Source organism: Deferrisoma camini S3R1, assembly GCF_000526155.1.
GTDB classification, from domain to species: Bacteria; Desulfobacterota; Deferrisomatia; order Deferrisomatales; family Deferrisomataceae; genus Deferrisoma; species Deferrisoma camini.
Genome location: NZ_JAFN01000001.1, coordinates 2,889,341 through 2,908,426 on the forward strand (window position 1 = coordinate 2,889,341; position 19,086 = coordinate 2,908,426).

General features: G+C 68.7%; 18 protein-coding genes. 13 read left to right on the forward strand and 5 right to left on the reverse strand.

Translation table 11 applies throughout. The annotated features are described in order from the left end of the window. Positions 1–138: 138 nt before the first annotated feature. The 5 genes from rsxC to DEFCA_RS0112725 form a co-directional block, all read right to left on the reverse strand. Positions 139–1,467, reverse strand: a complete 1,329-nt coding sequence (gene rsxC, locus DEFCA_RS0112705) for an electron transport complex subunit RsxC (protein WP_025323400.1) — start codon at positions 1,465–1,467, stop codon at positions 139–141. Next, a complete protein-coding gene (locus DEFCA_RS0112710) occupies positions 1,467–2,468 on the reverse strand; it encodes an RnfABCDGE type electron transport complex subunit B (protein WP_025323401.1) in 1,002 nt (333 codons plus the stop codon). The genes rsxC and DEFCA_RS0112710 overlap by 1 nt, the downstream gene beginning before the upstream one ends. 7 nt (positions 2,469–2,475) lie before the next feature. Then, positions 2,476–3,057 carry an electron transport complex subunit RsxA gene (gene rsxA / locus DEFCA_RS0112715; protein WP_025323402.1) on the reverse strand — a complete coding sequence of 194 codons (582 nt, stop codon included), beginning with the start codon at positions 3,055–3,057 and terminating at the stop codon, positions 2,476–2,478. 110 nt (positions 3,058–3,167) lie between these two features. Beyond that, positions 3,168–3,845 carry a hypothetical protein gene (locus DEFCA_RS22310; RefSeq protein WP_025323403.1) on the reverse strand — a complete coding sequence of 226 codons (678 nt, stop codon included), beginning with the start codon at positions 3,843–3,845 and terminating at the stop codon, positions 3,168–3,170. Then, positions 3,842–4,459, reverse strand: a complete 618-nt coding sequence (locus DEFCA_RS0112725) for a hypothetical protein (protein ID WP_025323404.1) — start codon at positions 4,457–4,459, stop codon at positions 3,842–3,844. The genes DEFCA_RS22310 and DEFCA_RS0112725 overlap by 4 nt, the downstream gene beginning before the upstream one ends. A 609-nt stretch (positions 4,460–5,068) precedes the next feature. Here DEFCA_RS0112725 and DEFCA_RS0112730 point away from each other — a divergent pair. From DEFCA_RS0112730 to DEFCA_RS0112790, 13 genes are all read left to right on the forward strand, one after another. Beyond that, a complete protein-coding gene (locus tag DEFCA_RS0112730) occupies positions 5,069–5,443 on the forward strand; it encodes a metallopeptidase family protein (protein ID WP_025323405.1) in 375 nt (124 codons plus the stop codon). 18 nt (positions 5,444–5,461) lie between these two features. Next, complete coding sequence (gene speD / locus DEFCA_RS0112735; protein ID WP_025323406.1) at positions 5,462–6,235, forward strand: adenosylmethionine decarboxylase; 774 nt, start codon at positions 5,462–5,464, stop codon at positions 6,233–6,235. Positions 6,236–6,480: 245 nt separating this feature from the next. Continuing rightward, positions 6,481–7,278 (forward strand): acyl-CoA dehydratase activase, encoded by a 798-nt coding sequence (locus DEFCA_RS0112740; RefSeq protein WP_025323407.1) that lies wholly within the window; start codon positions 6,481–6,483, stop codon positions 7,276–7,278. After that, positions 7,275–8,168, forward strand: coding sequence for a benzoyl-CoA reductase, bzd-type, subunit Q (bzdQ, locus tag DEFCA_RS0112745; protein ID WP_025323408.1), 894 nt, complete (start codon positions 7,275–7,277; stop codon positions 8,166–8,168). The genes DEFCA_RS0112740 and bzdQ overlap by 4 nt, the downstream gene beginning before the upstream one ends. 28 nt (positions 8,169–8,196) lie before the next feature. Further along, positions 8,197–8,478 (forward strand): 4Fe-4S dicluster domain-containing protein, encoded by a 282-nt coding sequence (locus DEFCA_RS0112750; protein ID WP_025323409.1) that lies wholly within the window; start codon positions 8,197–8,199, stop codon positions 8,476–8,478. A gap of 26 nt (positions 8,479–8,504) precedes the next feature. Further along, positions 8,505–8,777 carry a hypothetical protein gene (locus tag DEFCA_RS0112755; RefSeq protein ID WP_025323410.1) on the forward strand — a complete coding sequence of 91 codons (273 nt, stop codon included), beginning with the start codon at positions 8,505–8,507 and terminating at the stop codon, positions 8,775–8,777. A gap of 307 nt (positions 8,778–9,084) precedes the next feature. Next, positions 9,085–9,537 (forward strand): GNAT family N-acetyltransferase, encoded by a 453-nt coding sequence (locus tag DEFCA_RS0112760; RefSeq protein WP_025323411.1) that lies wholly within the window; start codon positions 9,085–9,087, stop codon positions 9,535–9,537. Positions 9,538–9,571: 34 nt separating this feature from the next. Continuing rightward, positions 9,572–10,399 (forward strand): formate dehydrogenase accessory sulfurtransferase FdhD, encoded by an 828-nt coding sequence (fdhD, locus tag DEFCA_RS0112765; RefSeq protein WP_025323412.1) that lies wholly within the window; start codon positions 9,572–9,574, stop codon positions 10,397–10,399. 206 nt (positions 10,400–10,605) lie between these two features. Then, positions 10,606–11,058, forward strand: coding sequence for a GNAT family N-acetyltransferase (locus DEFCA_RS0112770; RefSeq protein ID WP_025323413.1), 453 nt, complete (start codon positions 10,606–10,608; stop codon positions 11,056–11,058). 574 nt (positions 11,059–11,632) lie between these two features. Further along, the gene (locus tag DEFCA_RS0112775) at positions 11,633–13,576 is read left to right on the forward strand and encodes an aldehyde ferredoxin oxidoreductase N-terminal domain-containing protein (protein WP_025323414.1); all 1,944 of its coding nucleotides are present in this window, start codon (positions 11,633–11,635) and stop codon (positions 13,574–13,576) included. An 82-nt stretch (positions 13,577–13,658) separates the two neighbouring features. Beyond that, positions 13,659–14,198 carry a 4Fe-4S binding protein gene (locus DEFCA_RS0112780; RefSeq protein WP_025323415.1) on the forward strand — a complete coding sequence of 180 codons (540 nt, stop codon included), beginning with the start codon at positions 13,659–13,661 and terminating at the stop codon, positions 14,196–14,198. A gap of 340 nt (positions 14,199–14,538) precedes the next feature. Continuing rightward, the gene (locus DEFCA_RS0112785) at positions 14,539–15,690 is read left to right on the forward strand and encodes a (Fe-S)-binding protein (RefSeq protein ID WP_025323416.1); all 1,152 of its coding nucleotides are present in this window, start codon (positions 14,539–14,541) and stop codon (positions 15,688–15,690) included. 142 nt (positions 15,691–15,832) lie between these two features. Continuing rightward, the gene (locus tag DEFCA_RS0112790; RefSeq protein ID WP_084319604.1) at positions 15,833–18,895 is read left to right on the forward strand and encodes an FAD-dependent oxidoreductase; all 3,063 of its coding nucleotides are present in this window, start codon (positions 15,833–15,835) and stop codon (positions 18,893–18,895) included. Positions 18,896–19,086: the final 191 nt, after the last annotated feature.

Here is a 19,086-nt window from a genome sequence, read left to right on the forward strand (position 1 = left end):
CCAATGCAAAGGTCGTACGTCGTGAGTCGGAAATCGTAAACCGTGAATGGTGAATCGTGAATGGTGAATGGTTTCGGATACATTCGGGAGGTTTTCTCGCCTCCCAGCCTTCCAGCTTTCTAGCTTTCTAGCCTCCCCCTACCCCCCCTTGCGGCGCCGGGCCATGACGCGGCCCTTGGCGTACCGGATCGCCTGCACGAGCGGGATCGCCGCCGGGCATACGAACGAGCACGACCCGCACTCGATGCAGTCCAGGGCGTTCCACTCGTCCGCCTCGGCCACCATCTCGTGGGCGATCAGGGTGCGCAGGGTGGTGGGCGCGAGCCCCATGGGGCAGGCGTCCACGCACCGGCCGCACCGGATGCACGGCCCCTCCGGGGCGGTACGCACCCGGTCCCGGGGCAGCAGGAGCACCCCCGAGGTGCCCTTGACCGCCGGCACGTCCGGGTCGTGGTGGGCGATGCCCATCATCGGCCCGCCCAGGATCAGCTTGCCCGGCTCGCCGCGCAGGCCGCCGGCCAGCTCGATCAGGTGCCGCACCGGCGTGCCGATGCGCACCCTCAGGTTCCGGGGCTCGGCCACGCCCTCACCGGTCACGGTGGTGATCCGCTCCACCAAGGGGCGGCCGACCGACACCGCGTCCCAGATGGCGGCCGCGGTGCCCACGTTCTGCACCACCGCGCCCACGGCCATGGGCAGCTGGCCCGAGGGCACCTCGCGGCCGGTGATCGCCTTGATGAGCTGCTTCTCCGCGCCCTGGGGGTACTTGACCGCCAGCGGCACCACCTCGGCGAACCCCTGCTCCCGGGCCTTCCGGCCGAGCAGCTCGATGGCGTCGGGCTTGTTCTCCTCGATGCCGATGTAGCCCTTGTCCAGCCCGAACACCGACAGGATGACCCTCAGCCCCGCCAGGATCCGGTCGGGCTCCTCCAGCATCAGCCGGTGGTCCGCCGTGAGGTAGGGCTCGCACTCCACCCCGTTGAGGATCACCGTGTCGATCTTGACCTCGGGCGGAGGCGAAAGCTTCACGTGGGTCGGGAACGTGGCCCCGCCCATGCCCACGATGCCGGCGGCCTGGATCCGCTGCCGGATCTCGTCGGGGTCGGCCCCGTGGGGATCGGTCAGGGGCTCCAGGTCGTCGGCCCACCGGTCGTCGCCGTCGGGCTCGATGATCACCGCAGGCTGGGGAGGCCCCAGGGGATGGGGTGCCGGCTCCACCCGGAGCACCTTGCCCGAGGTGGGCGCGTGCACCGGCACCGACACGAACCCCACGGCCTCGCCGATCGCCTGACCGGCCAGGACCCGGTCCCCTTTTTTCACCACCGGCCGGGCCGGCGCGCCGATGTGCTGGCTCAGGGGCACCACCAGCAGGTCCGGCAACGGGGCCGGCTCCACCGGCTTGGCCGCCGAGAGGTGCTTCTGGTCCGGCGGGTGCACGCCGCCCAGCGGGAACGTGCGGGCCGCCATCACGCCGCCTCCCCCTGCCCCCGCACCAGGGGCTCACCCTCATGGATCGCGTTCACCGGGCAGGACTCCATGCACTGGGAGCAGGCGATGCACTTCTCGGGGTCCACCCGGTGGGGCTGCTTACGCTCCCCCGCGATCGCGTCCACCGGGCAGACCTTGGCGCACTTGGTGCAGCCGATGCAGGCGTCCTCGTCGATCCGGGCCCGGTGGCGCACCTCCACCAGGTCGTCGATGGTGGAGGTGGGGCACACGGTGGCGCACAGCCCGCACGAGGTGCACTTCTCCGGATCGATCCGGGCCAGGTCCCGATCCATGGAGATGGCCCCGAAGGGGCAGGTCTTCTCGCACCGGCGGCACCCGATGCACCCCACCGAGCACACGGCCTTGACCGCCTTGCCCCGGTGGGGGTTCGTGCACCGGATGTACACGAGCCGGTCGGCCGGAACGAGATCGATGATCCGCTTCGGGCACGCCTCGACGCAGGCGCCGCACCCGGTGCACTTCTCGCGATCCACGTGGGCCAGCCGGTCGGGCCCCACGTGGATCGCGTCGAAGGGGCAGGCCCGCTCGCAGCTCCCCAGTCCCATGCAGCCGTAGTCGCACCGCTTGGGCCCCCCGCCCACCAGGGCGGCCGCCCGGCAGTCCGGGATGCCCGCGTACCGGCCCCGGTCGGGAGCCACGTCCGGGGACCCCTTGCAGTGGACCACGGCCACCCGCTGCACCGTCTCGCCCGCGTCCACCCCGAGGATCCCGGCCACGGCCTGGGCCACGTCGCCCCCCCCCGGGATGCAGGCCGTGGGCGCCGCCTCGCCCTCTACCAACGCCTGGGCCAGGGCCGAGCATCCCGCGTACCCGCAGGCCCCGCAGTTCACCCCGGGCAGAACGCCCTCGATCTGCTCCACCCGGGGATCCACCTCGACCCGGAACCGCAGGCTCGCCACCGCCAGCCCCAGGGCGGCCAGCAGCCCCAGCAGCCCCAGCACACCGACCGCGGGAATCACGGCACCCTCACTGCTTCACCAGGCCGGCGAACCCCAGGAACGCCAGGGAGAGAAGGCCCGCGGTCACCAGGGCCACGGCCGTGCCCTGGAACGCCTTGGGCACGTCGGCCACCGCGATCCGCTCGCGCATGCCGGAGAAGAGGACGAGGGCCAGGCCGAACCCAAGGGACGCGCCCACGCTGAACACCACGGTCTCCAGGAACCCGTGGCCCTTCTGCACGTTGAGCACGGCCAGGCCCAGCACGGCGCAGTTGGTGGTGATCAGGGGAAGGAAGATGCCCAAGGCCTGGTGGAGCGCCGGGCTCGCGTACTGGACCACCATCTCCACCAGCTGCACCAGGGCGGCGATGACCAGGATGAACGCGATGGTCTGGAGGTACTCGAGGCGCAGGGGCACCAGGACCAGGGTCTGGAGGAACCAGGTGACCACGCCGGCCACGGTCATGACGAACAGGACCGCCAGGCTCATGCCCACCGCGGTCTCGGTGCGCTTGGACACCCCCAGGAAGGGGCAGATCCCCAGGAACCGCGCCAAAACGAAATTGTTCACGAGCACGGCGCTGAGGAAGAGCAGTCCCAGTGCTGCCATCGGCCCACCTTTTTCAGCAAACCAAACAAAACAGTAACGAAATCGAACGAGACCGGCCCCTCCCCCGGAGGGCGGGCGGCCCGCAGCGTATGAAAACGATCACAAGCTTGTCAAGAACCCCGGCTCTCCCCCGCCCGCCACCAGCGGTACAGCCCCTCGCCGGTGCCGAACCTCCGCTCCAGGGCCGCGTGCCACCCCTGCAATCTTTGTTCCAGACCGGACACGGCCCCCTCGGCCTCCTGCGGATCGCCGAACACCACCGCGGCGAACACACCCCGAGCTCCCGCGAAGTCGTCCGTGTCGCCCGCGGGCTCGGGCAGGCCCAACGCCTCGGCCAGGGCCCGGGCCGGCCCCGAGCACAGGAACCCAAAGCACAAGGGGGCCCTCCAGGGCCCCAGCACACACCCGTTCGGGGAGAGGTATGCGCACCCCACCCCCGTGGCCACCCGGCCGGTCCGGCGCTCGCGGACCCGGAACCGGGGGGGCACGGGACGGCGCGCGCACAGATGCCGCCGGGCCCGTTCCAGGGCCTCGACCACCTCCGGGGGAAACCGGCCCTCGTCGCCGAGGCCCGGGATCCAGTACCCGTCGGCCACCCCCGCCTGGCAGCACCCCGCAAACACTCCCTCGAGCACCTCGACGTCCGCGGCCGGAAGGCGGGGGTGGGCCAGCCGGGTCACCTCGACGCACCGGGCGCAGAACGCCGAGGTCCACGCCGAGAAGAACCCCTGCAGGGCCCGGCCCGCCCGTTCGTAGGCCCGGACGCGCAGCCCGACCGGCGTCCTCATCCCCCGAGCCGGGCCACCACCTTTCGGAACTCCTCGCTCTGGGCCAGCGCCCGGAAGGTGTCCATCAGGGCCTCCCGAAAGGCGGCCTCCGCCCGGCGGGCCGTGTTGCCCGGGGACTTCACCTGGTTCTCGGCCTCCACCTTCACCTTGGAGAGCACGTTGCCGTCCCGGTCCACGAACGACACGGCGTAGGCCACCCGCACCCGGATCTCGTCCATCACCGTGCCGGGCACCTCTTCGAGGGAGAACTCCCGCAGCTCCAGGTCCAGGTAGATGCGGGCCTTGCCCTGGGACGAGGCCTCCAAACCCCGGTGGAGCAGGTATCGGCGCAGCTCCTGGGCCACGTAGGCCGCGGGGTCGGCTTCCAGAAAGGCGTCCTGGGGGGTCTTTTCGAACCGGGTGTACAGCACCCCCACCCGCTGCCCGGCCCGTTCCGGCGGCCGGGCGTCCCGCACCTGCCGGACCCAGAACGACCACGCGGCCGGGGTGTCGCTCCACCCCGGCTGGGCCTCCATCGGCACCGGCCCGGGATTGAGGATCACCGCCTTGGGGGCGCAGGCCCAAAGCGAGAAAAGGCCCAGGACCGCGACGATTCGAACCAGCGCTCGGCTCATGGGGGAACCTCCTTTTTGGGCCTTCGGCCCGCTGGAAAGCTGGAACGCTAGAAGGCTGGAACGCTAGGAAGCTGGGAGGCCAGGAGGCCGAAAACCTTCTCTGGCTCCCAGCGGTTTCGGGTAACTTCGGTTTTCGGTCGTTGGTCGTCGGTCGTTGGTCGTTGGCCGCAAAGCCGTGGCTATTTGGGTCGTCGGTTTCCGGTCGCCGGGCCGGGGCGACATGGTAGCCCAGGCTCGTGGGGAACGGAAGCGGGGGGCTAGCGTAGCGTTTCCTAAATCTCGTAGTACTCCAGGGGGTGGGGCTGGGGGCCCCTCCTTCGCTGAACGGCCTCGCAGGGGCCGCCTCGGCGCGGTCCGCTGCGGCGCGTGAGAGCACGCGCCGCGGCCGCTCCCCTGGCGCCGGGCGGCCCAGGCTGCTCGGCCGTCGCGCTTCGTCGGAGCCCCCAGCCCCACCGAAGCAATCCGCATACGTTTTCGCGAAACGGAACGCTAGAACGTGATGGAATCCTGGAGGTTTTCAAGCCTCCTAGCGTCCTAGCGTCCTAGCGGAAAAAACGTTTGACCCGAGCGAGCCGGCTCCATAAACTTCGCCGTTTCGCCGGACGAGCCATGGACCGCAGACGATTCGAACAGATCGCAGAAGATCAGCTGGCCGCCCTGCCCCGGGCCCTGCTGGACCGCATCGACAACGTGACGATCTGGGTGGAGGACTGGCCCGACCCCCAGACCCTCGCGGAGATGGGGATCCGTGAGCGGGACGGGCTGCTGGGACTGTACCAGGGCTGGCCCCTGTCGGAGCGGACCCACGACATCGTGGCCCGACTGCCGGACCGGATCGTCCTGTTCCAGGGCCCCATCGAACGCTACGCCGCCGCCTGGGGCGTGCCGGTGGAGGAGGTCGTCCGCGACACCCTCGTCCACGAGATCGGCCACTACCTGGGCCTGTCCGAGGCCCAACTCCGCCGCCTCGAAAGAGGAGGCTGACCCACGGGAGGGACGCCCGTGAAGCGAGCCGCGGGTCCCATCAGACTGCAAGGTTTCAACAACCTGACCAAGAGCCTGTCGTTCAACATCTACGACATCTCCTACGCCCGAAGCCCGGAGGCCCGGCGCGAGTACCTGGAGTACATCGACGAGGAGTACAACTCCGAGCGCCTCACCCGGATCCTCACCGAGGTGGCGGACATCATCGGCGCCAACATCCTGAACCTGGCCAGCCAGGACTACGACCCCATGGGCGCCTCGGTGACCGTGCTGGTGGCGGAGGAGCCGGTGCAGATCCCGGCGCCACAGGCCCAGGTGGCCCACCTGGACAAGAGCCACCTGGCGGCCCATACCTACCCCGAGTCCGACGGGTCCAGCGGCATCTCCACCTTCCGGGTGGACATCGATGTGAGCACCTGCGGCCAGATCTCGCCTTTGAAGGCCCTGAACCACCTGATCCGCAGCTTCGAGTCCGAGGTGGTGGTGATCGACTACCGGGTGCGGGGGTTCACCCGGGACGTGGACGGCCGGAAGCACTTTCTGGATCACGACATCCGCTCGATCCAGGAGTTCATCGACCCGGAGATCCTGGCCGAGTACCATACGGTGGACATCAACATCTACCAGGAGAACCTCTTCCACACGAAGATGATGCTCCGGGACCTGGAGCTCGACCGGTTCCTGTTCGGGGACGCGGCCGAGGACCGGCCCCCGGACGAGCGGCGCCACATCCGGGCCCTGCTGGAGCGGGAGATCACCGAGATCTTCTACGGCAAGAACATCTTCGGGTGATCCCGCACGGGGCCTCCAATCGGGCCGGAAACCGCTGATTTTTCACCGTTTCGTCGGTGGACATTCATCGACGGACGGCCCCACCCCGGACCCCCACGGAGGCCCTGCGGTTCCCCCGGGCCCCCAGCCCCTCCCCCCCCACCCCCCTGCCGGGGTTGGCACGCCCCTTGCGTTGCCGTCGGATCCGGGGAACCGCGGAGGCATCCGGGGACCCCCGACCATCGTACCCACACTCGGAGATCGCCATGATCACCGCCGGGATCGACGTGGGCAGCAAGAACATCAAAGCGGTCGTGCTGCGCGACGGCCGGATCGCCGGAGAAGCCGTGGGCAGCGGGGGGTTCGAGCAGCTGGCCCGGGCCACGGAGCTGCTGAAGCAGGCCGTCCGAGCCGCTGGATGCGCCACCGCGGACCTGACCCACATCACGGCCACCGGCGCCGGCCGCACCGCCGTGGCATTCGCCCACTCCACCGTGACGGGCGTCACCGCGGGCGCGCGCGCGGCCAATCACCTGTTTCCCGGAGCCAGGACGGTAGTGGAGGTGGGGGCCGAGGAGAGCCGGGCGGTCAAGACCGACGGCGCCGGCAGGGTGCTGGACTCGGCCGTGAACGAGAAGTGCGCCGCCGGGTCCGGGAGCTTCACCGAGTCGATGGCCCGGGCCCTGGGCATGACCCTGGAGGAGTTCGCGGTGAGGAGCACCCAGAGCACGGCCCGCATCCCGATGAACGCCCAGTGCACGGTGTTCGCCGAGAGCGAGGTGGTCAACCTCATCCACTCCGGGGTCGATCCGAAGGACATCGCCCGGGCCGTGCACGACGCCATCGCCTCGAGGGTGGCGGCCATGGTGCGGCGGGTGAAGCTGGAGGGCGAGGTGGTCCTGCTCGGCGGCATGGCCCGCAACCCCGGGTTCGTGAAATGCCTGAAGGAGAACCTTGAGGTGGAGACCCTCCTCATTCCCGACCGACCCGAGCTGGCGGACGCGCTGGGGGCGGCCCTGGTGGCGGCCGACCGGGCGGGCGCCGCGCCGGGAGGACGGCCATGATGATGGCTCTCCGGCAGGAGTACTGGCGCTGGGCAGAGGGCTCGTGGGCCGACCCGGACCGGCACTGGAAGGACGCCCGGGTCGTCACCCTGGGGATCGACGTGGGAAGCGTGAGCTCCGAGGCCGTGGTGTGCCTGGACGGGGAGCTCTACGCATTCAACACGGTGCGCACGGCGGCCGGATCGGTGGAGTCGGCCGAGAACGCCATGAAGGGGGTGTTCGAGCGCACGGGCCTTCGGTTCGACGACATCCACTACGTGGTCGGCACGGGCTACGGCCGGGTCAACCTGCCGTTCGCCCACAAGGCCATCACCGAGATCGCGTGCCACGGCCGGGGAGCCAACTACATGGGCGGGCCGTCGGTGCGGACCATCCTCGACATGGGGGGCCAGGACTGCAAGGCCATCCGGGTGGACGAGCGGGGCAAGGTGACCAACTTTCTCATGAACGACAAGTGCGCGGCCGGCACCGGTCGGGGCATGGAGGTGATCGCCGACCTGCTGGAGGTGCCGATCGAGGAGCTCGGGCCCCGCTCGTTCGACATCGACGAGGAGCCGGCGGCGGTCTCGGACGTGTGCGTGGTGTTCGCCAAGAGCGAGGCCATGGCGCGGCTCAAGGACGGGTGGAGCAAGAACAAGGTCATCGCGGCGTACTGCCGTGCCATGGCCGAGCGGGTGGCGGCGCTGCTGCAGCGGGTGGGGGTGGAGCCGGAGTTCTTCATCACCGGCGGCATCTCCAAGAACATCGGGGTGGTGCGCCGGATCGAGGAGATCATCGGCGTGAAGGCCCTGCCCACCTCCTACGACACCCAGATCGCCGGAGCCCTGGGAGCGGCCCTGTTCGCCCACGCCCTCTATCTGAAGGCACAGGGGAAGCCGCAGGCGGCGTAGCGCGCGGGCACCTTCCGGAGGAAAACACGTGATCGCCCACTACGGGTATCAGGACGCGGAAGGGGAGTTCTTCATCACCATCGACACGGACCGCTGCGCCCGGTGCGACGGCAAGCCCTGCGTGGCGGCCTGCCCGAGGGGGGTGTTCACGGTGGAGGAGGACCCCTACGGCGAGACCGTGGTGGCCGTGGACGACCGGCGGCGCAAGCGGCTCAAGTACGAATGCGCGGGGTGCAAGCCGGCCGGCGACCGCCCCCCCCTGCCCTGCGTGCGCGCCTGCCCGTGGGGCGCGATGACCCACAGCTGGTAGCTCCGGTAGGCCGCGAGGATTCCCCCATGACCGATCGAGACCCCGCCGGAGGCCGGCCTCCCCACCCCGACCCCGCAGAGCTCGAGCAGGCGGGGTGGGTGCGGCGCAGCGTGGCGTCCGAGCCCCGGCTCAGCGAGATCGTGGAGACCTACCGCTCCCTGGGGTACGAGGTGCGCCTGCTACCGGCCGCGGCCGTGTGCGGCAGCGGGAAGGAGGGGGCGGCGTGTACGGCGTGCTTCGACGGAGACCCGGACCCAAACCGCTACCAGGTGGTGCTCACCCGGGAGCTCGAGGAGTGACGGCCTCCCAGCGGGCCAAGGGCCCAGACCGACGACCGCGGACCGGAGACCGACGACCCTTCTAGCCTCCTAGCCCGCATTATTCATGAGCGTTCGTCGCGAAACCGTCGAGTGTGCGTCAGGTCGGGGCAAGCGCAGCAACGAGGGGCGCAGGCGTACTGGACGGTACGTCGAGCCCCGAGGCGCGAGCACGCCCCGAGATGGCGTGCAATCGGCGGTTGCAGCAGAAGGCTTCATGAATAATGCGGGCTAGCCTTCCAGCTTTCCAGCGGTCTTCCCGCGGGCCGAAGGCCCAAAAGGTGGTGCGATGAGCCTGAGCGTGATCGTACGGGTGATGAAGCCCGAGGACCTGGACGCGGTGGTCGCGATCGACGAGAAGATCACCGGGACGCTCCGGGAGGAGTACTACCGGTACCGCTTCAAGGTGGCCACTTTGAACGATACGCAGATCAACGCCTCGCTGGTGGCCGAGGCGGACGGCCGGGTGGTAGGGTTCCTCATGGGCACGCTCTTTTCGGGTGAGTTCGGGATCCCGGAGAGCTCGGCCGTGGTGGACACCCTGGGGGTGGACCCGGAGTTCCAGGACCGGGGGGTCGGCGGCGCGCTGTTCGATCAGTTCCGGACGAACATGAAGGCCGCCGGGGTCGAGCGGATCTACACCCTGGTGGACTGGAAGGACTTCGGGCTGCTGAAGTTCTTCGGAAACATGGGGTTCGTGCCCAGCCAGCGCCTGAGCCTCGAGCTGCCGGTCCTGTACTGACGCGACGTCATCGGCGAGAGCCAGGAGTACCGCCATGAACAAGACCGACGAACTGGGACCGGTGGTCGAGATGGAGGCCACCCGGTACTCGGCCGACGGCGTCTCACCCGTGGAGGTGAACGTTCCCACCGAGGTGCCGGTCACCATCGTGGCCAACGACACTGAGGTGGCGACCCTCATGTGCACCCCCACGGACCTCCCCCACCTCGTCCTCGGGTTCCTGTTCTCGGCAGGCGTGATCCGGTCGAAGGAGGAACTGGGGGCCTGCCGGGTGGACCCGGTGCGGTGGGTGGCCGAGTGTGAGCTGAGCCGGGACCCGGACGTGGAGCTCCTGAACAGGCGGGTCTATACCTCGGGGTGCGGCAAGGGGGTGATGTTCGCCAACGTGGCCGAGCTGGCCGCCCGGAGGCCGCTGACCACGGCCCTGACCGTGACCAGCCGCCAGATCGACCGGCTCGCGTCCGCGTTGCAGGGCGCCTCCCCCCTGTACCGCCGGACCCGGGGCATCCACACGGCCGCACTCAGCGAGGCGGGCTCCCTGCCCACGGCCTGGTTCGACGACGTGGGCCGGCACAACGCGGTGGACAAGGCCATCGGCCACGGGTTGGCCGAGGGCACCGACCTCGGCGCCTGCGTCCTGCTCAGCTCGGGCCGGACCTCCTCGGAGATCCTGCACAAGGCCCGCCGGGCCGGGATCCCGGTGGTCATGTCGCGCAGCGTCCCCACCCACCAGTCCGTGCTCCGGGCCCGGGACATGGGGGTCACCCTGATCGGCCGGGCCAAGGGCAAGGGGTTCGTCGTGTACGCCCATGCCGAGCGCGTGGTCCCCGCTACCCCTTCGAGCGGAAGCCCTGATAGGTAGGCCCCAGGCGCCCGGCGCTCCACCAGACCCCATGCCCCCCGACTCCGATGTCGAGACGAGCTTTCGACCGACGACCAACGACTAACGACCAACGACCGAAGTTACTGGCATCGGGGGCCCTTGCATTGTCTCGGCCTCGCGGCACACTGCCTTCATGCCCCCATCGTCTCGATCCACGGCAACCCAACGGGAGAACAGGAGGAGCCATGAGCGACGTTTCCTTTACGACCCGGTTCCTGCGGGAGGACGATCTGGACGCGGTGGTCGCGATCGACCAGAAGGTGCTCGGGAGCTCCCGACGGCAGTACTACGAGACCAAGTTCGAGAAGCTCTTCGGAACCCCCGACTATCTACCCGTCTCGTTTGCCGCCGAGACCGCGGAGGGGAAACTCATCGGATTCGTCATGGCGGAGCTGTACATCGGGCAGTACGGGATCTCCCAGGAGGGCGCCACCCTCGACACGATCGGCGTGGATCCCGACTACCAGAAGCTGGGGGTGGGCCAGACCCTGATCAACGAGCTGCTCGACCACCTCCGGCAGCTCGGCGTGCAGAAGATCAACACCCTGGTCAACTGGGACGACTACCAAATGATCCGGTTCTTCAGCACCAACCAGTTTGCGCCGTCGCGCACCATCAACCTGGAACGGGAGCTGTGAGCTCCCGGGCCGCCCCCTCTCCATGTAACTTCGGTCGTTGGTCGTCAGTCGTCGGTCAGGGGCCTTCGGCCCGCTGGGCGGCTCAAAGGCTAGAAGGCTAGAAGGCTGAAAACCTCTTTTATCTTCTGGCAGTTGTGCAGGCTTACGCCAAAGTCCGGGGGCATGAGTTTCAGGAACCAGAATTCAGCGGACCGAAGACAGGAAAAGTCCACGGGCACGCTCCTGCATCCGACATTGCAACCTGTCCTCTGAAGTCTGTCTTCTGGCTCCTGGCCCGCAGGGGCCTGAGGGAACTTCCCAGGCGCCGCCGCGTGCGGCGCCTTTTCTGTCCCGCGCCGCAGGGCCGGATTCGATCAGAGTTCACCCGGAAAACGGTTAACTTTTACCAGCTCCTCGGGCCTTGAGCGCCCTTCTGTGGAATCGGCATCAACCTTCCGGTTGGCATATGGATTGCAGCGGAGAAAGGGCCCGGAAAAAGCCGTTTTCGGCTTGACGGTTCCCGCCGGGGTGACAACATCACCGCACCGGCCGGGCCCCCAAAGAGCACGGCATCGAAAACCGAAGAGGGAGTGCCATGCGGTACGCGGAAACAGGCTTTCGTCTGGAGATCGACCTCACCCGGGGAAGCATCCAGAAGGTGCCCACCGACCCCTCTTGGACCGAGATGTTTCTCGGCGGCCAGGGCACGGCCGCCAAGATCCTGTGGGACCGGGTCGGGCCCGAGGTGCAGGCCTTCGACCCGGAGAACCTGCTCATCTTCACCGCCGGGCTGCTGGTGGGCACGCCGGTGCCGGGCGCCAACCGCACCGTGGTGAACACCATCTCCCCCCAGACGGGCCTCTACGCCCATTCGATCTTCGGCGCGTTCTTCGGCCCCGAGCTCAAGCACGCCGGCTACGACCAGATCGTGTTCCGGGGCAAGGCCCCCGACCTCGTGTACCTGTGGATCCACAACGACAAGGTGGAGCTCCGGGACGCCACCCACCTGCGGGGCAAGGGGGCGCAGGAGACCGCCCGGCTGATCCGCGAGGAGCTGGGTGTGCCCGAGGCCCAGGTGGCGGCCATCGGCCTGGCCGGGGAGAACCGGGTGTACATGGCCACCATCGAGCACTCGAGCGCCAGCGCCTCGCGGGGCGTGGGCGCGGTGATGGGGGACAAGCGGCTCAAGGCCATCGCGGTGCGGGGCACCCAGGACCTGCAGCTGGCCAAGCCCGAGAAGATCTTTCAGCTCTCCCTCGACATGTTCAAGGCGATCTCCGAGAACCCGTTCACGGGCGACATCATGGCCCACGAGGACGACGAAGAGTTCCACGTGGACAACTTCGCCTGGGGCAACGCCCGCAAGCGGATCAAGGGGTTCTGGAACAAGGAGCGCGAGGAGCGCTGGAAGAAGATCAGCGAGAGCGTCCGGCTGCGCTGGACCGGGTGCTACAACTGCCCCAAAGACTGCCACCAGGCCATCAAGGTGCCCGGCCACGAGACCTATTTCCAGAAGTGCTACAGCAAGCTGACCTACGCCATGGCGGCGTACAAGGAGATCGACTTCAACTACCAGATCCTGGCGAAGACCCAGGCCTACGGGCTCGACGGGTTCTCCACCCCCCAGGTGCTGGCGTTCGCGGTGGAGCTGTACGAGGCGGGCATCCTGACCGACGAGGACCTGCCGGGCTTCCCGGAGGACAACGGGGACCGGTTCTTCTACCTGCTGGAGAAGATCGTGCGGCGCGAGGGGGTGGGCGACGCCCTGGCGAACGGGGTGTACCACGCGGCCCGGCAGATCGGGCGGGGCGCGGAAAAGTACGACCACAACACGATGAAGAAGTTCGAGCAGGTGCCCCTGAAGCTGAAGATGATCAACTTCCCGTACTTCCTGATGTACGCGACGGGCGAGAAGATGAACATCACTCAGATCGAGGGCTCGTACCCGCAGGTGCCCATCGCGGACAAGAAGGAGCGGGAGGAGTTCGTGAAGCGGTGGGAGGCGGCGCCGGAGCGGTTCAAGAAGTGGTACCTGGAGTGGGAGCCCCGGACCCATCCCCCGCTGGAGGCGGCCGTACACATCTGCGACTGGAACGAGACCATGCACTACATCGACGACGCGATCGGGATGTGCGCGTTCCTCTCGTCGTTCCGGGGCCAGTTCGGGGGGCAGCCGCCGTACCACATCTACAACCTGCCCAAGTTCATCGCGGCGGCCGCCGGGATCGAGCTCACGCCCCAGGAGCTTTGGAACCTGGCCCGACGGAACCGAAACCTGATCCGGGCGATCAACGTGCGCCGGGGGCTGCGCCGCAAGGACGAGCGCCCGCCGGAGGACCACTGGCAGATCCGCGACCCGGAGAAGGAGCAGAAGGTCCTGAGCGACTACTACACGTTCAAGGGGTGGACCCAGGACGGCATCCCGACCATCGGAACCCTGGAGAAGCTGGGGCTGGCCGACGTGGCCCAGGACCTGGTGCGGCGGGGGATCCTGTCGGAGGACGACCGGGAGCCGGTGTTCCAGGATGTTTCGGCGTAGTGAAGGGGCGGCACCGACTTTTTCCTTCGTCGCCGCCTAGCGGCCTGGCCGCCAAGCCGCCCAGCTGGCAGCGGAGTCAGCCATGACGGAGAAACGCATCATCAAGACGATCAAGGTGGATCCGGACAAGTGCATCGGGTGCCGGGCGTGCGAGCTGGCGTGCTCGGCGTTCCACGCGAAGCCGCGCTACAGCAGCGCGAACCCGGCGCGCTCCCGGATCCGCGTGGTGTTCGACGAGCTGAACGACATCTACTTTCCCATCCGCTCGGTGGCCTACACCCCGGCGGAGTGTGCGGGCCGCCACGCCTACGTGCTGCAGGGGAAGGAGTACCCCGAGTGCGCCTTCTGCGGGAACATCTGTCCGTCGCGCGACTACTTCTACGAGCCGGACTCCAAGCTCCCCCTGAAGTGCGACATGTGCGAGTCCACGCCGGAGCTGGAGGAGCCGGTGTGCGTGGCGGTGTGCCGGGTGAACGCGCTGACCTACGAGGTGCGGGAGGAAGAGGTGGCCGCGGGCGAGGAGGGGCCGGACGAGCTGGAGATCGGCCTGGAGGCCCTGGCGGACGAGTACGGGCTGGACAAGGTGCTCGACGCGGTCGCCCGGATCGCGGGCAAGGGATGAGGTGGGGCCGCCTTTGACTCGACCACAAGGTAGGGACGCTTCATCGGGGGACGGGGACAAGGGACCTGCCTCCGGCCGGGCGCGAAGCCGGGCATCGAGATTCGCCGCGCAGGCACGGGTCAGGAGAGCTGGTTTCATGGCAACTCCGTGGGATCCGAACCATTTCGCGGTCCGAGCGTCAGAGGCGCTGCGCGGCGAGCTAAGGGGCCGCGCCCGGCTCTCCGGCAGGCCCCTTGCCCCTCCATGGGCTCGGCAGCAACCCGAGAGCCGCCCGGCCGCCTAGCTGCCCAGTGGGCCGAAGGCCCCGACCATTGACCGACCACCGACGACCGAAGTGACAATGGAAAACGTAGCCGACTACCGAGAGATCCGTGAGCTGATCCGCACGACCGGGGGCGAGGCGTTCCAGAACTGCTTCCAGTGCGGCATGTGCGACGTGGTGTGCCCCTGGAACCGGGTTCGGCGGTTCAGCATGCGAAAGATCGTGCGCCAGGCCGCGTTCGGCATGACCGAGATCGAGAACGAGGAGATCTGGCGGTGCACCACCTGCGGCCGGTGCCCCCAGCGGTGCCCCCGGGACGTCAGGCAGATCGACTCCGGCATGGCCCTGCGGCGGCTCGCCACGGAGTACGGCGTGTTCCCGGAGAACGTGCGGCCCGTGCGGGCGGTGAGCGGGAACCTGAGCACCCAGGGCAACCCGTTCGGGGAGCCCCGGGAGGACCGGGCCGCCTGGGCCGAGGGCCTGGGGGTGCCCGCGTACGAAGAGGGCATGGAGCTCCTGTACTTCACGGGGTGCTACTTCGCCTACGACCGCCGCCTGCGGAAGGTGGCGGTGGCCACGGCCAAGCTGCTGCAGAAGGCCGGAGTCCGGTTCGGCATCCTGGGCGAGGCCGAGACCTGCTGCGGGGAGAGCATCCGCAAGGCCGGGGACGAGGAGCTGTTCAAGAGGCTCGCCCGCCAGAACATCAAGGCGTTCATCGACCGCGGGGTGAAGCGGGTGCTGGTGAACTCACCCCACTGCTACCACACGTTCCGGAACGAGTACCCGGAGTTCATGGTGCACTTCGAGGTGGTGCACGTCAGCGAGTATCTCCTCGAGCTGGTGAGGGAGGGGCGGCTGGAGCTCGGGGGCGGGTACGCCGGACGGGTGACCTACCACGACCCGTGCTATCTGGGCCGCCACAACGGCATCTTCGACCCGCCCCGGGAGCTCCTTCGGCGGGTGCCGGGCCTGGAGCTCGTGGAGATGCCGGACACGGGCATCGACAGCCTGTGCTGCGGGGGCGGGGGCGGCCGGATCTGGATGGACACGCCCAAGGCGGAGCGGTTCTCGGAGCTGCGGGTGCGCCAGGCGCTGGACGCCGGGGCCCAGGTGCTGGTGACGGCGTGCCCCTACTGCATCGCCAACTTCGAGGACAGCCGGCTGGGGCTCGACGACGAGCAGTCCCTGGAGGTCAAGGACCTGACCGAGGTGCTGGCCGAGGCGCTGTGAGCCTCGCTTTTCCGCCTCCTGGCATTCCAGCTTTCCAGCGGCCCGCGAAGCGGGCCTTACGAGGGACATCGTGAGCAACGAAGCACTGGAGCGCGTTCAGCAGATCCAAAGGCTCCTGGGGAACCGGGAGTTCGGCGACGTGATGATCGTGGGGGGCGGCATCAGCGGGATCCAGGGCGCCCTGGACCTGGCCACGGCCGGGTTCAAGGTGTACCTGGTGGACAAGGCTCCGTCCATCGGCGGGCGCATGGCGCAGCTCGACAAAACCTTCCCCACCAACGACTGCTCCATGTGCATCGAGTCGCCCAAGTTCGTGGAGTGCCACCGGCACCCGAACATCGAGATCATCACCTACGCCGAGGTGGCCGAGGTGGAGGGCGAGGCAGGGGACTTCACCGTGACCCTGGTGAAGAAGCCCCGGTACGTGCGCGAGGACCGGTGCACCGGCTGCGGGGTGTGCGCCGAGTACTGCCCGGTGGAGTACCCGGACGAGTTCAACCAGGGCATCTCCCTGAGCAAGGCGGTGCACATCTACTTCGGCCAGGCGATCCCGCTGGTGCCGTACATCGACCAGAGCTGCCTGTACCTCAAAGAGAAGAAGTGCCGCATCTGCGTGGAGGTGTGCAAGGCCCGGGCGATCGACTTCAACCAGAAGCCCGAGAAGGTGACGATCAAGGTGGGCGCGGTGATCCTCGCGCCCGGGTTCAGCCCGTACGACCCGAAGCGTAAGCCGGAGTACCGGTACGGGGAGTACCCCAACGTGGTGACCAGCCTGGACTTCGAGCGGATCATGTGCGCCACCGGCCCGAACGAGGGTGAGATCCTGCGGCCCTCGGACGGCCGCCACCCACACAAGATCGCGTGGCTCCACTGCGTGGGCTCGCGGCAGGTCACCGAGGGGGCCAACAGCTACTGCTCGGCGGTGTGCTGCACCTACACCCAGAAGCAGGTCATCCTCACCAAGGACCACGACGCCGACGCCGAGTGCACGGTGTTCCACAACGACATCCGGTCCTACGGCAAGGACTTCGAGCGGTTCTACCAGCGGGCGGCCGCCCTGCCCGGGGTGCGGTTCATCCGCAGCTACGCCACGATCGTGCGCGAGGACCCCGAGACCCACAACGTGGTGGTGCGCTACACCACCCCGGAGGGGGTTCGGGAGGAGGAGTTCGACCTGGTGGTGCTCTCGATCGGCCTGAGCGCGCCCCAGGACGCCGAGCGCCTGGCCGAGACCTTCGGGATCGACCTCAACGAGCACGGGTTCTGCCGGATCTCCCCGGCCAACCCGATGAGGACCGCCCGGCCCGGGGTGTTCGTGAGCGGGGCGTTCCAGGGCCCCCTGGACATCCCCGAGGCCGTGGTGAGCGCGAGCGGCGCGGGGAGCCAGTGCGGCGAGCTCCTGGCCAAGCGCCGGGGCAAGCTCGTGAAGGAGAGGGTCTACCCGCTGGAGCGGGACGTCTCCGGCGAGGAGCCGCGGGTGGGCGTGTACGTGTGCCACTGCGGGGCGAACATCGGCCGGGTGGTGGACATCCCCGGCACGGTGGAGTTCGCCAAGACCCTTCCGAACGTGGTGCACGCCGAGGAGAGCATCTTCATCTGCTCGACCGACGCGGCCCAGCGCCTGGCCCAGTCGATCCAGGAGCACAAGCTCAACCGCGTGGTGGTGGCGGCCTGCACCCCCCGAACCCACGAGCCCCTGTTCCGCGACACCCTGCGGGAGGCGGGGATCAACCAGTACTACTTCGAGATGGCCAACATCCGGGAGCACTGCTCGTGGGTGCACTCCCGCGAGAAGGAGGAGGCCACCCGGAAGGCCCGGGAGATCATCCGGATGGCGGTGGCCCGGGCGGCGCGCCTGGAGCCCTTAGAGGAGTTCGAGCTTCCGGTGAACAAGACCGCCTTGGTGGTGGGGGGCGGGGTGTCGGGCATGACCACGGCGCTCAGCATCGCCCAGCAGGGCTACCGGGTGCACCTGGTGGAGAAGACCGACGAACTGGGCGGCGTGGCCCGGCGGCTTCACCACACCCTGGACGGCCTGGACGTGCAGGCGTTCGTCCAGGACCTGATCCGGAAGGTGTACCGCCACCCTTTGATCCAGGTGCACACCGGCGCCCGGATCGTGGAGGCCACGGGCTACGTGGGCAACTTCGTGACCCGGATCGAGACCGCCGGCGGCCGGACCGAGGAGATCGCCCACGGAGCGGCCGTGGTGGCGATCGGGGCCGAGGAGTACCGGCCCACCGAGTACCTCTACGGCGAGAGCGACCGGGTCCTGACGAACCTGGAGCTGGAGGGGGCGATCGCCCGGGCCGAGGACCGGGTGCGGCAGGCCGAGACCGTGGTGATGATCCAGTGCGTGGGGTGCCGCAACGAGGAGCGCAACTACTGCTCGCGCGTCTGCTGCAGCCACTCGGTGAAGAACGCCTTGAAGCTCAAGGAGGAGAACCCCGACCGGGACGTGTACATCCTGTTCCGGGACATGCGCACCTACGGGTTCCGGGAGGACCGGTACCGCGAGGCGTCCCAGAAGGGCGTGCGGTTCATCCGGTACGAGCCGGAGCGGGCCCCGCGGGTGGAGCGGATCGAGGAAGGCGGCCGGGAGCGGATCCGGGTGGTGGTGTGGGACCCGGTGCTGGAGACCGATCTGGCGATCGACGCGGATCTGCTCGCGCTCGCCGCGGCGGTGGTGCCTGCCGAGGACCGCGGCCACATCGCGAAGCTGTTCAAGGCGAACCTGAGCCCGGACAAATTCTTCCAGGAGGCCCACGTGAAGCTCCGGCCCGTGGACTTCGGGGCGGAGGGCGTGTACCTGTGCGGCATGGCCCACTACCCCAAGCACCTTCCGGAGGCGATCAACCAGGCCTACGGAGCCGCGGGCCGGGCGGTGGTGCTGCTGGCGAACGACACGGTGGTGGCCTCGGGCTCGGTGTGCGACGTGGAGGAGAAGCGGTGCATCGGGTGCGGCGCGTGCGCCGAGGTGTGCGAGTACGGTGCGATCGACCTGAGGACCACGCGGCAGGGGAAGAAGGCCGTGGTGAACCCGGTGCTGTGCAAGGGCGACGGCCTGTGCAACGCGGTGTGCCCCACCGGCGCGATCTACCTGAAGCATTACCGGAACGAGGCCCTGGAGGCGCAGGTGGACGCGCTGACCGGCACGGCCGAGGGCCAGGCCGGGGGCGAGGAGCAGCTGCCCGAGGTGGCGTGAGGTGCCGGCGCAGGGCTCGGAGATCAAAGGGGTCTCTGGCCTCCTGGCCTTCCAGCTTTCTAGTGTCATGGTTCGCAAGTTCGTGCATTCCCGAGGGGGTGGGGCTGGGGCTCCTCCTTCGCTGAACGGCCTCGCAGGGGCCGCCTCGGCGCAGTCCGCTGCGGCGCGTGAGAGCACGCGCCGCGGCCGCT